Below are 14,088 nucleotides of genomic sequence, written 5' to 3' on the forward strand. Positions count from 1 at the left end.
CCACATGAGTGAGGCTTTGTGCTGCGAATATACACTGCAAAGTGCCCATAGGCACTTCGTATCGCGTATTAGAATGTATAAGTTACTTGCGCAGAGAAGTTGCGAGGGTCGCCCGGGCGAACCGAAATAAAGGCAATTTTCGCATCGTACTCTTTGTCAAATAGGTTATGAATATTGAATTTTGCACTCAATGATTCATTGAACTCATAATATGCTGAGAAGCCTGCTAAGACGTTTGAATCAACTGGTACGTAATCGTAAATTGGGCCAAAACCTGTAAAGCCTTCGCGCTCACCGGCATAGTTAACATAGCCACCAACTCTTAGCGAATCAAATTCATAAAAGGTGCTGAAGCTTGCCATTTTCTCTGGTACAACACGCGAAACACGACCTTCATTTTCATTTGGATTGCTCACATCCGTATCAGAGAACGACAGTGACGCAAACCATTGATCAGTGAAGTAACCAGATACTTCAACTTCGTAACCTTCTGACTTGATGCCGCTTTGACCAACGTAGTAAACGTTTTGATTTGCATCTTTACCCGCTACAACCGGGAAGTTTTCTTGAGTAATGTCGAAATAGGCAACATCTACACTTAGGGTGTTTTCACTGTTAGCAAATCTAAAGCCAACTTCTTGGTTTTCACCTCTGACTGGATCTAATAACTTACCTGCTTTGTCGTAATGTAAAGGTTGGTCAAAAATGTCTGTATAACTCGCATAAACAGTTACTTGCTCATTTACCTTGTACACACCACCATAGTAAAGGCTGGTATCAGAAAACTCTTTATCGGTGATAGTACCTACGATATTACTATATGATGTAACCTCTTTACGATTCGCACCCAGCAATACGTTAACATTATCTAATACCTGTAAATTCAACGCCGCACGTGCGCTTTGCGAACCGATATCAGAAGTACGTAGTATTGGGTTATCATAGTTGTAATCCGGCTTTGCAGGCTTGGGCTCTGGCGACTCATTTCTGTGCTCAGCCGCTAAATTACCAGCAACTCGTGAAAGCGGATTATATTGATAGTTCAACTCTTCAAAGTTTGTATCCGCGACAGTTACATTCAATGTGTGCGTTTGACCAAATAAATCAAACTGGCCATTGATGCCAAGCTCTGCACGGTCAGATTCATAATCAGCATCTTTGACATCAGTAAATACGGCATAGTCACCGTTTGGTGCTGGATGCCAATCTAAAGCAGTATAAACTTTATTTTCTTCAGTTGTTGATTGATATAGCTTAGCCACGACAGACCAGTCACTATTGATCTGATAGCGCAGCTCACCCATCAAACTATCTTGCGTCGAGTCTTGAGTACCCCAATCAGGATAAATGTTGGCTTCAATACCAATCTCAATCGGGTCACCATTAGCAAATTGTAGTGGCAAACCATCGGACTTAGCAGTCTGGCCGTCATCTTGATAACTCGCAAAAACAGACACCTGTAATGCATCTGTGATATCAGCACTTAGCGTTGTATAAAATGTCTTACGGTCGGCATTGTAGCGTTCAACAAAAGAATCCATATCTTCTAATGCAACAACCGCACGCGCACGCACTGAACCGCTATCAGTCAATGTGGTATTGAAATCTGCTTCGGCGCGCATCTTGTTCCACGAGCCATACTCTGCCGTAACATATCCACCGGTGCCATTGTATGCACGCTTTTGCACTAAGTTCACAGTACCTGAGGGCTGACCAATTTCTTGTAGCATACCTGTTGAGCCACGGATAACTTCCACCGTCTCAAAGACACTCGTGTCTAACATCGTTGCTTGGTTAGCACGTGCTGCGGTACCCATACCATCGATTAAGAAACGGTTCATTTCAAAACCACGTGCGAAGACAAAACGCTCACGGCTGTCTAGTGACGTTTCAGAGTACACACCAGCGCTGTGAGTGAGGGCATCACCGATTGAGTTAATATCATGGAAGTCCATGAACTCACGGTCAATCACAGAGATTGACTGCGGCGTATCGCCGATTGCAAGTGGCAGTCCAGTTGCCCCTACATCGCGGTGGTGTTTGCCAACCACCTCAATTCGTTCCATATCTAATTTAGCATCGTCTGCTAATACTACTGAAGAACTACTTGCTAGTAGCCCAATACACACCGCTTTTGCAATCATAGAATATTGCTTCATACGCCGTTTGACTCCCTTATCCTAGTCGAGATAAAAATGCTGATTTACTCATGGGCAGACGAAGCCATACAAAAAAAATTTAGCGAGTTTGTGTCATTTATTCTGACAAAAATAAGGTTTAAACAATAAGTGCATAAATATCAACTATTTACAGTTAAAAAATATTTATGATTATATTTATATTGCTGATATTTATCAGAATTTAGTGAATTAAGTTTATGCCAAATAACAAAATAAACAGCCCAACCATAGGCGTTAAGTACTTGGCCGCAAGCAAACAGATAGCCCTGTAATTTGCTTGCATCGAAAAATGAAAAGCGACACCTGCAATCACAATAATGCTCAGCAATTCCGTGACGGTGATCACGGTATGAAAATCCCAGCCAAACAAATCTAAACTTAGCCAAATACTGCCTCGTACCAGCAGCCAACCAACACATAACCCCAATAGAACCGCAACGTTTAATACCCGCATCACAGTACTCCACCTACAGCCGCTAAGATAAGTAATATCAGTATTGGCGTTGTTCCACGATGATAGCCCATCATCACTACCATTGGTAAACCAATGCCCAGCGCAAACAACACCAAAAATAATGCCGCGATAAATCCGAGTTGAAAGTAATAAAAAACACTCAGTACCAATACGCTGACTGCCAACATGTGCGATGGTGTCATAGACTCAGAAACCTTTACTACTCTGGCAAGTTTGCGATAAGGCCAATACTTAGAGCAGGCAAATAACACAAACCCAATTAACAAAAAACTAAGCAAGGCGATCATTAGCAGGCTCCAAGTCTATTGTGCGTTTTTTCACTTTGTCTGTGACTCGCACCACAATCGTTGCTAAGCCAAAGCTCAAACCAGATAAGGCAATAAAGGCAATATTTGCGGTGAGTAAATCTTTACTAACAAAGCTATAAATCTCATGCCCTAACAGCAGGCGTATCACATCGATACAAGGCAGAATTAAAAACAACACACCCGCTATCTGCAGTACCATATGGGCAGACTCTTTTGCCAGCTTAAAGTAACACGTCAATAAACCACAGCCGAGCAAGCTGACAATCACAATCAACTGATTTGTCAGCGCAGTTAATGGCTCGCCTTGGCTAAATAATCGAGTGCAAACCAACAGCAATGCAATTGCAAATAATGCGCCGCAGGTGCCCGCTTCTAAGCATGCGCGCTGCAAGCGAAATAAGACTTGTCCAGCACGCTTAGGCTCTCTAATCGCCAACCAATACAAATTTCCAATTAACATGGCGGCAATCGCCATCAAAGACAGGATGAAATACAACAAGTGGGAAGACTTACCGAGTAAATGCCCTTCATGTAGCTGGATCATGATGTTATAAACATCATTCACAGGCGTTCGCTGTGGCTCATACAGCAAGTTACCGTGCACATCATAAAAGGCGGTGACAAACTCAAAACTGCGATCAGACTCGCCACTCACGCGCAAACGTATCCAAGGCCCTGGGTAGATATCAAATCGCGCAATCCGCATATCTGGATATGCCTGTTGATAATCAGTGATCACTTGATTAAGGCGCGCTGCGCTAAGCTTAGCGTCCATGTCATAGTTGTCCGGTTTACGAGGAAAGCCCAATTCATCCCAATAACTTTCGCCGCTTTTCTCGGCATATTTATGGTATATCGGCGCATTTATCTCATAGCCAACATTAAAATAAGCGCTGCTCCAGCCATACATCAACATAAACAACAACACACCCAAGCCCAACAACACATGACTGTCTTTAAACACATCACGAGATTTGCCCTTAGCGCGATATTGATGGAATTTTTTCACCAAATCTCGCCAGCGGATCCAAATGCCGCTGATAGTGACCATAATCAAGAAAATACAGGCTAACGCTATGATATCTGTGCCGATATGCGTCATAAAATTGATATGCCAAAAATACAAAAAGTCTGCCGCAGCTTGCTGTTGTGCGCTGTCTTGACCAAACAGTTGTTGCGTTTGGTTGTTATAAAGCAGACGGTCATCATGACCAACGTAAATTTGAAACAAGTGAAGGTGCTGAGGGTCGGTTGTTAAAGTAATGCGCTGCTGTGCAAAATCAGGGATTTGTGTCATCAGATCAGTGACTGCGCTTTGCCATGACATATCACGCTCAACATGTTGATCTTGATGCCATGCAAACTGCCAGTTTAGCAATTGCCCTCGGAAAAAAAGTAAACTACCACAGATAAAAACAATAGTGAGAATACAGGCGCTGATTGCCCCTAAAACGGAATGCTGTTTGGTTAGCCGGGTTAGCGTTTTTTTATCCATAAACTCCCTCCTGTTTATTTCAGGCTGTCCATTTAAAGTCAGTTTTTGACAGCCAAAACCACACCATTTGGCAGGACGAGAAGCAGTGCTAAAAATTTAGAAAAATAAGACAAAAAACATGAAAAGGGGCGTTTGTTACCCAAACGCTCCTATCAATCAGCCTGTTTGTAGGTGGCTAGCGTTAGCTCATTTGAGTCGCAACCGCATTCAATAACCGCGGATGACGCACCACTTCTTGGTGTCCAACGTCTAGCTGTTCAACCACCATTGACGCGCCATTGCTCGTCAATTTTGCACTGTACACATCAATGTCACTGGCCAAACGCTCTTTTGACCACAAGACATGCGTTGGCAATCTTTCAGGCAAGCTTGGTAAGGTGCATTTTAGCGCGCGCAGTGCTTTCAAGCGCTCACTCTTGGTAAAAGTATCCGCCAATTGCTGTGCGGTGATCGCATTATAAGGCAGCGGTAACGCGTCAACAGCAGATTGCCAAAATGCCTGTAAATGTGCGCTTAACGTGCCGCTGTCCAGCTCGTTTTCAGCAAGTAGAGGCGCAAAGTAACCGTCTATGCGTTGCGTCCACACCTCGCCGCCATTATCCACCACCAGCGTTAAAAATTCGCTGATTGCATCTAACTGAGAGACATTGCGTGTTTGCGCGATTGGGATCCAAGAATCTGCCAAGTACAATTGTGTGACATGCTGTCCTGCTGCCTCCAACAAGGTGGCCACTTTTGCTGCCAATAAGCCGCCCATAGACCAACCTAACAGCTCAATATGTTGCCCAGTAAATTGCGCGATGAGTTTGTCCGCGTAGCTTTGCGCCAACGCATCAAAATCATCCACAGCAAGATCGGCACTATTTGGCTCAAAGGCAAATAAGTTGACCTGATCATTCAAATGCTCTGCCAATGTACGATAACTCAGGGATAACCCTAAGCCATCGTGGAAACAGATAACCTGACGATTTCCTGCTTTATGGCTATTCAATGGTGCGATCTGCTCAGTTGCCTCTGTGCTGAGCACATCGGCCAATTTAGCAACGCTCGGTGCTTGGAATAACACACCTAAATCAAAGTGCAGATCTGACGCTTCTCTATCGGCCCAGCGCTTAACCAACTTAATGGCCGCAATGGAGTGGCCACCTAATTGGAAAAATGACGCGCTACGGCTGACTTTATCTAGCTCCAATACTTCTGCAAACACCACAGCGAGTTTTTCTTCTAACTCCCCTTGCGGCGCTTCATAGGCCAGTGTCTGGCTCGCAAATGAAGGCAGCGCTTTGCGATCAACCTTACCATTACCTAACCTCGGCCACTGTGCCACCACCATAAAGGCAGAAGGGATCATCGCCTCAGGTAAACTGTGTGACAATGCACTTTTAAGTGCGTGCGTCGCGTCGCTGTCTAGTGCCCCATCTTCATACTGATTGGCAATCAAATAGGCATTTAAACGCACTTCTCCCTCTACTTTGTCTGCCACCACTAGCGCGTGATCAATGCCCTCTAGCTGCTCAATACAGGCAGCCACTTCACCTAGCTCAATCCTAAAGCCACGTACTTTCACTTGGTCATCTTTACGCCCTAAGATCATCACTGAGTTGTCTGGCATGTAGCGGGCGAGATCGCCCGTGGCATAAACGCGTTGAGCCAATTCACTGTGCTCGGTAAAAGCGGGATGTTCTGGCTGACCCAAATACCCGTCGCTCAACTGCGCACCCGCGATAAATAGCTCGCCCACTTCACCATAACTGCACAGCTGCCCAGCTTGGTTAAGCACATACGTATGCGTGCCTGCAAACACCTGGCTGAGCTTAGCCACACCACCGTCGCCGGCCACATAGCGATGACACATCACCCCTATGGTCGCTTCACTTGGCCCATAGTGATTGTAAATTTCGCTGTGCGGTGCCCATTGCTGCAGTGAGCGCAAGAAGGTGTTTGGACAGGCTTCACCGCCAAGTACAATTTTTTGCGGGAAATAAGGCAGTGCTTTTAAGTCGCACAGCGCTTGTAGGTGAGAAGGCACGATTTTAATGCAATCAATCTGATACTCAGATAAAAACGTCCCAAACTCCGTGCTGTCCATACTTTGCTTTTCACTGGCAATACACAACCGCTTGCCAAGATATAACGCATTAAATAAACAGGTATACCCCAGATCTGCTGCCACGGTCGCTGTCAGTGCAAAGTTATTTTGCTCTGACAAACCAAGTGCTTCACAGGATGCCGCGCAATAGGCACTCAGCTGTTGCTGGCCGATACGCACGCCCTTTGGTGTGCCCGTCGAGCCAGACGTAAAAATACTGTACGCCAAGCTGGTTTCAAGTGACGCAAGTGTTGGCAACACAACATCACGGTCTGCTTGCAATGCCTGCACTGTCACGCCTGTTTGCGCTGACTCCGCTATCAGGGTGGCATTATCAAACTGGGCAACGACCTTGTCGATACGTGCCTGCGGCCAGCTTGGGTCTAATGGCACAAAGCCAAATCCTGCCCGCATACTGGCAAACATCGCCACAATTAAATCAGTGCTTCTTGGCAACAAGAGCAATGTTGGCTGCGTTGAGTCAGGCTGTCTGGCCTTTAACCCTTTCGCTGTGCGCTCAACTTGTTGCCATAACTGGCCATAAGTGAGTGTGCTGTCTGCATCAGTGAGTGCTACGGAGTCAGCATCTGTGCTGGCAAAGCCCGCGACACGTGCGATCACTGTTTCAGCAGGCGTTGCCAATTGCACACCATTGATGGCCAAAAGCTGTGATTTATGACCATCACTTAATAGGCTGATCTCAGAAGATTCAGTATGCACCTCGGCAGAATGAATAACGTGCAATACCTGGGTCAATTGCGCTAGCAAACTACTCACAGCAGCTGCAGAAAAACTATTTTGGCAGTAATTTAATGTCAACGTGCCCTGCTGAGATACCGCTAAGTTCAGTGCGTGATGCTGACTCACCTGCCAATCAGGCTGCGCGCTGTGCAGCGGCAGTACGGCATCTGTCGTATTGAGTGCAGTATTGAGCTGCGCCAAAGAAATACTCTGCGCTACCTGACGATGATTTTCACACTGCTCGTTTAGCACACCTAACCAGCTGTGCAAGCTCTGCTCTGGCTGATATTCAACGATAAGCGGCAAGCTTTTCGCATATCGGCCCAGTGCGCCTTCAAACGCTTCGTCTTCAAGGCGAGGATCATAATGCAATGCGGTCAAAAAGCGCGGCGTCGTTGCCAAACGTGCCATCAACCACCACCATGCATATTGCGCAATATTCTGTGCTGAAGTTTCCAATGTCTGTGCAAACTGTGCAACACCTTGCCACAGCGCAGCATCAATCTCATTTTGAACTTGCGTGTAGCTGCGCTCACCTTCACTGACCGTGCCCATATTGTATGGCAACTGCAATGGTGCTGGGATATCCCCTGTTAAATAGTTTTGCCAGTACACTTGGCCTGCTAGACCATCTTCGTCATGTAACATCTCTTGCTGCCAGGCAACAAAATCAGGAAACTGCAGCGCTTCTTCATCATCCGGTTGGCCAGCTATGATAGCAGCGATGAGTTCCAGTGATGATAAGTCCAACGCACCAGCAAAACCGCGCAGCGCCAAATAGCTTTGCTCTGGCGTATTGATGCGAGTTAGATGAAGATTGCAGCCTGTATGAGGTGCGATCTCAACGGGAGAAATCACCGCCAGCTGTGCCAAACTTGGCACACCAACCTGTGTCCACTCAATGTTATCCACTTGTATTTTGGCATCAAGACTTGGCACAGCACGAAGGCCTTTAAAACCCTCAACTTGCTGATAATTTGAAGCCAAACTTAAATGCGATTGCACCAGCTCATCCGCATAGCGCTGGATCTCTTGCAAACTGGTTGAGCAAGGCACCAATAACTGTACCAGTGCTGACGTATTTTCACCTTCAGTCATAAAGCGTTGCTGGTTTGCTGTCAGTACAACACCTTGTTGATACTCTTCGATATACTCTGTGATCATGCTAGGCACTCCTGCTCTGCTTGCGCTGTGTTGGCGTCAGCCAATTGTTGTTGAGATACCATATCGCCCATCGCAACAACGATTTTTCTTGGTTCTTCGTAAGGGTCACGGGCATGGGCTGCTAACATGTTATCAAGCATTACCACGTCGCCTTTTTGCCAAGCAAATCTTACCGCACAGCGCTCATACGCTTCCCCGATCTGGGCCATTTCTTCATAGCTGATCGGCGTCCCATCACCAAAAAACACATTGCGTGGTAAATACTCATGACCAACCATTTCTATTAAGTCTTTGCGCACGCTCTCTTCTAAACAAGACTCGTGATGCAGCTGTACCTGGTTAAAGAAAGACGCTTCACCTGTTAGATGGTGCTTGATCACGCCATGGGTTTTAGTGCGCGTTTGCAAGCCGCCATTGTCTAGCCAACGGAACTCGGTATTACTGGCAGTCAAACGTGCTTCTACTTCTGCTTTATCGTCAGTTTTGTAAAAGTCCTGCCAAGCAACATCCAGATTTGGAATAAAGTTACGCACGTAAAGCAGCTCTTTGGCTTTAATTTTTTCTACCAGCTCTTGCGGTAATTCTTTGAGCATACGGCGACAATCTACAATCGGCGTCGCGCCGCCAACCACAGACGGCAACTCACAGAAGAACCATTGCTTGCGCGGCCACTTATCTAAGTGAGAACTCTCATTGTGATACAAAATCATTTGGCGCTCAGGGTAAGGCGTCGACTTATAGGTTTTTTTGCCGCCTTCTTTTTTCGGCAAGTCGCCATACTGGCCGTATAACCCCGGCTGGATCGCATCGGCAAATGACTCAAACTCTTGCGGCGATTGCAGCGCAAAGTTTCTGAAAATAATCCCGCCGTACTGCTTTAAATAACCGTCAATCACATCTCGGTTATTGCTTGCCCAGTTAATTGGGTCAAGATCAGGGGACGTCGGCTCTACGAGAATAGGAAATTGCTCAGTATCTGGTAAAAAATACGTTTTTATCGGCGCAGCTGGTGCCTTAGCACGTTTTTTTAGACCTTTCTTTAATCCTGAAAATGAATTTCCGCGGGCGGCTTTTTGCATAGTTTTAAATTCCTGAATCATTGGCGAAATTACATTGCGAACAGGCTGTTCGCTCATCTCCATGAGTTGCAATACGCATTGCTGCCAACGCCCCAACCATTGCTGCATGCTCTCTGGGTTATAAAGTTGTTTTCTAAACACCCACTGGCATTGCAACTCATCCGCCTCAATGACGAAAAGCGCACTGTCAAATTTACTGCTAATCGCACTGAGGCTATCGGCAGGTTCAAGACGAATGTCATCCATCATCCACTGCTGCTGTGGAGTGTTTTGCATGACAAATAACTGCTGTACTAATGGTTGAATATTGTTCACCCTTGGGGCGTCCACTAATTCAGTCAATGACTCCAAACCCAGCGCTTGATGGGCCATCACTTGCAGTGATAAATCTTGCGTTTGTTTAATAAAATCAATAATTAAAGAATCTTCATCAAGCTGACTTCGCTGTGGTAATACCCGTACAAAAAAGCCAATCAAGGCTTCCAGCGCTGGGTTATCACGTCCGGCAAAGTCACTGCCAACCACCACATCTGGCTTATCGTTGATGGCATGTAAGAACAAGAAATAACCAGATAAAAGCAAGGCATTGAGTGATATTTGCTGCTCACGGGCAAAGGCTTTTAAGCGCTTGGTTTGATCTGCGTCAAATGCGCCAACCACTAACCCCCCTTCATTACTCAGTTGCGCAGGGCGCGGGTAGTGATTTGGCAATGCACTGTTTGCTGGTGCTGCAGCTAAATGGTCGCGCCAATAAGCTCTCAGCGCGTCCCCGGACTCATCACTGAGTAGCGTTTGCTGCCAGTTGGCATAATCCACATAGTCAAACTGTAATGGCGACCAGCTTGGTGGCTGCTGACTCGCAAGTGCCTGATATGCCGTAGCCAAATCACCAATCAATACGCTCATCGACCAGCCATCGGAAATAATATGATGCGTATTGACCGACAATTGATACTCGCTTTCTCCAAGCTGAATGAGCATGGCGCGCAGCAGCGGCGCTTTTGTCAAATCAAATGGCTGATTTTCAAAGTCGCGCTGCAATTGCTGGCTTTGCGCTGTGCGCTCGCCTTCATTTAAATCCGTCAGTACCTCCACCACCAGTTTAAAATCAAGCTGCTCACTGACTTGCATACTGGCTTCACCCAAGTGCTCAACAAAGCGCATGCGCAACGAGGCATGGCGCGCAATCACTAAGTCAAACGCTTGCTGTAGCAGGTCAACATCCAGCGCGCCACGGAGTGTGACCGCACCTGAAATATTAAACGCGTGCTTATCTTGCGCTTTGACCAGTTGATCCGATAACCACAAGCTCAGCTGCGCCGGTGCCAATTCATAACTCGGCTGAGCTTCAACTTTGACCAGTTGAGGCAGCTGAGCCTTATCTGCTTTATTTAATAACGTGGCTAAAGCGGCGACATTGGGCGCATCAAACACATCTTTTACTGTGCAGTTGCACTCGAGTGTCTCACTGATGCGACTTGCCAATTGCAGGGCGCTAATGGAGTCGCCGCCCAAGGTAAAGAAGTCATCTTCACGGCCAATCGGTGAGGTCTTAAGGACGGTTTGCCAAATCTCGACCAATTGCTGCTCTTGCTCATTCACAGGCTCAACATAGCCTTCACTTTGGCCATCTTGTGCTTTTGGCAAAGCATGTCTATCGATTTTGCCTGAGTTATTCAGTGGCAACTTATCCAATACCATGATCACACTTGGCACCATGTAATGTGGCAATTGCGCTGCTAGTTGTGCTTGTAGTGTACTGCTTTCAAGTCCATGCCCTGCCACATAGGCCACCAAACGCGTGCCGGTTGGTAACTCTTCCGCGATTACCACAGCTTCAGTCACAGCTGGCTGTTGATAAAAGTGCGCTTCAATTTCACCTAGCTCAATTCTAAAACCACGGATTTTCACCTGATGATCGGTGCGCCCCAAGTATTCTAACTGGCCTGCGTGGTTGTATTTCACTAAGTCTCCGGTGCGATATAAACGGCTACCCGCGTGGCAAAACGGGTTAGCAATGAAACGCTCGGCACTGAGTTCAGGGCGATTTAAATAGCCACGAGCGAGGCCATCACCCGCAATATATAACTCACCAGCAACACCACCTGGCACTGGGTTTAAAGCGTTGTCCAAAACATAAAATTGATTAGCGCGCACAGTTTCACCAAGGTGAATTTGGGGTGTCACAACCTGCTGGCAAGAAGACCAAATGGTGGTTTCTGTCGGTCCATACATGTTCCAAAGGGTCACTTGCTTATCGAGTAGCTCGACTGCCAGCTCTGCGGGGAGTGCCTCCCCCCCACACAGGCCCAGTACGGGTTTTTCAATTAAGTTTTGCGCCAGTAAGGCACGCCATCCCGCCGGCGTTGCCTGGATCACAGAGACCTCCGCCAAGATGGCGGTACTGAGCTGATTTTGCTGCTGAGCAATGCATACCTTCGCCCCCACATATAGCGGCAAATGTAACTCAAGGCCTGAAATATCAAACGACAAGGACGTCAATGCCAACACCGTATCTTCACGCTGCAAAGCAAACTTTTCCTGCATAGCCGCTAAAAAGTTACTGAGGTTTTGATGGCTAATGGCCACCCCTTTTGGCTTACCGGTCGAGCCCGAGGTATAAATCACATACGCCAATTGCGCAGGATGAATTGTGATAGTCGGGGCCGTATCATCATAACCTTGCAAAGATAAAGTCGCTGTATTGAACTGTTCAACCTCTGTTGCCACTGATGTAGCGAGGTTGTGCAGCACCAACTGCGCACCACTGTGCGAGAGAATGTAGTCAATGCGTGATTGCGGTAACTTGGGGTCTACAGGCACATAAGCGCCACCAGCACGCAATACTGCCAACATAGCCACCAGCATATCCACATCACGTTCATACATCAGCGCGACTTTTTGCTCGCTTTGCAAGCCCTCAGCTAATAGGTAATTAGCCAATTGCGCACTGCGTGTATCAAGCTCGGCATATGTCAATGAAGTGCCTTGCAGATCAGATACGGCAATGTGGTTCTGATGTGTGGCAAAGTTCTGCGCCAATAAAGACAAGTAATCCGCGGCTGGCGCAACGGGTTCAGCTTTTACTGGCATCGCTTCTGCGACCACATTCCCAAGTGCCGTATCTGGCAAGCTGGTCAGCTTGGAGGCAAATGCGCTAAAGGATGCCAACAAACGTTCCAACACAGGCATGTCATAGTATTTTGGATCGCCCTCAAATTGGATCAATAAGCTATCTGCTTGCTCAATCACTTCTAATGAGAGCGGAAACTTGGCTTCAAACTTGTCGACCACAATGGGCGTCAGTGGCAGCGGCATTGGGCCATCACTACTGGGTTTGTACTCTGAAAAGTTGTACATGGCTTGGAAATGACTTTGCTCACCCATTTGCTGCCAGCCAAGCTCCCTAGCCAGCCATTCATATGGGATCAGCTGATGCTCAATCACAGTCAGGGTATGCTGCTGTACCGCGCGGGCAACCTCCACCAAGGTACGCTCGGGCAATGCCTCATTCTTATACAGCTGCGTATTGACAAAAAAGCCAACAATTTCGCTAATATCCGGATGATTTCTGGCAGCCGTTGGCACACCCAATAAAAATTGCTGTGCGTCGCTAAAGCGCGACAGCACTATCTGATACAGCGCCATAGTTAACGACGAAACCGTCAGGTTATATTGCTGAGAAAGCTGTCTTAGTGCACGGGTTTGCTCGGCAGATAACGGCGCTTTTGCTACCACGGCATAGCGCTCATCGCCCGCTTGTTCAGCTTTGGGGAGTGCAAGATGTTGCGGCTCAAAGTTCACATAGTCTTGCCAATATGAACACGCTTGCTGTCCCATTTCAGACTCAAGAGCATCGCGCTGCCACTGGGCGTAATCTAAATATCGCAACCCAGTTGGTGAGAGAGGTTCACCAAAATAGGCCCGCACTAAATCTCGTAAAATTAAATTCAAGGACCATCCATCACTGGCAATATGATGGTTATCTAACAGTAAAATCCCGCCTTTTCCGTACGCCATCCAAGCGGCGCGCATTAACGGCGCACAACTTAAATCAAACGGCTGTGCAAACCAATTAGTTACGACATTCGAACTCAACACATCAACCGCAGTCCACGCTTGCAACGATGTATCTAACGTCAATATCGACAAGGGCACCTGTGCCTCTTCAACCAAGTACTGCCTTGGAGTACTGTCATTGCTAAAGCGTGTTGCCAGCGCCTGATGGGCATTTACCAAAGCGTTCAGCGCTGCTTGTAGTTTGTCGATGTCCAAAGCCGTCTCAATATAAAAGGCACGGGGGACATTGTATGAAATCGACTCTGGGGTTAGTTGCTGTTGTAACCACAGCCTTTGCTGTTGAAAAGACAGGTTGCCAAACGTGTCTGGGTGTTTTGGGATCTGGTTATCAGCCTCTGGTTGCTCAGCAAGCAGCTCACCAAGTAATTCAAGGTCCAGTTCATCTGCAAGCACATCAAGAATATCGTCGTTGTTCATGTGTATCTCGAAAAAAGGAAAAGGGAGTCATCGACTCCCATATACAAAGTTGAATGGATT

The 14,088-nt window shown here is 46.9% G+C and carries 6 protein-coding genes; all 6 read right to left on the reverse strand.

What is annotated here, in order from left to right:
• Positions 1-68: 68 nt before the first annotated feature.
• A complete protein-coding gene (locus tag L1077_RS19075) occupies positions 69-2,159 on the reverse strand; it encodes a TonB-dependent siderophore receptor (RefSeq protein ID WP_237138516.1) in 2,091 nt (696 codons plus the stop codon).
• A gap of 202 nt (positions 2,160-2,361) precedes the next feature.
• Positions 2,362-2,634, reverse strand: coding sequence for a hypothetical protein (locus L1077_RS19080; RefSeq protein WP_237138517.1), 273 nt, complete (start codon positions 2,632-2,634; stop codon positions 2,362-2,364).
• Positions 2,634-2,942, reverse strand: coding sequence for a hypothetical protein (locus L1077_RS19085; RefSeq protein ID WP_237138518.1), 309 nt, complete (start codon positions 2,940-2,942; stop codon positions 2,634-2,636). Before L1077_RS19085 ends, L1077_RS19080 begins: the two co-directional genes overlap by 1 nt.
• Positions 2,926-4,458, reverse strand: a complete 1,533-nt coding sequence (locus tag L1077_RS19090; protein WP_237138519.1) for a PepSY-associated TM helix domain-containing protein — start codon at positions 4,456-4,458, stop codon at positions 2,926-2,928. The genes L1077_RS19085 and L1077_RS19090 overlap by 17 nt, the downstream gene beginning before the upstream one ends.
• A 181-nt stretch (positions 4,459-4,639) precedes the next feature.
• On the reverse strand, positions 4,640-8,452 hold the full coding sequence (locus tag L1077_RS19095; RefSeq protein WP_237138520.1) for a non-ribosomal peptide synthetase: 3,813 nt from the start codon (positions 8,450-8,452) through the stop codon (positions 4,640-4,642).
• Entirely contained in the window at positions 8,449-14,028 is a 5,580-nt protein-coding gene (locus tag L1077_RS19100) for a non-ribosomal peptide synthetase (protein ID WP_237138521.1), read from the reverse strand. The genes L1077_RS19095 and L1077_RS19100 overlap by 4 nt, the downstream gene beginning before the upstream one ends.
• Positions 14,029-14,088 lie beyond the last annotated feature (60 nt).

Source organism: Pseudoalteromonas luteoviolacea (genome assembly GCF_021654285.1).
Taxonomy (GTDB): domain Bacteria; phylum Pseudomonadota; class Gammaproteobacteria; order Enterobacterales; family Alteromonadaceae; genus Pseudoalteromonas; species Pseudoalteromonas luteoviolacea_J.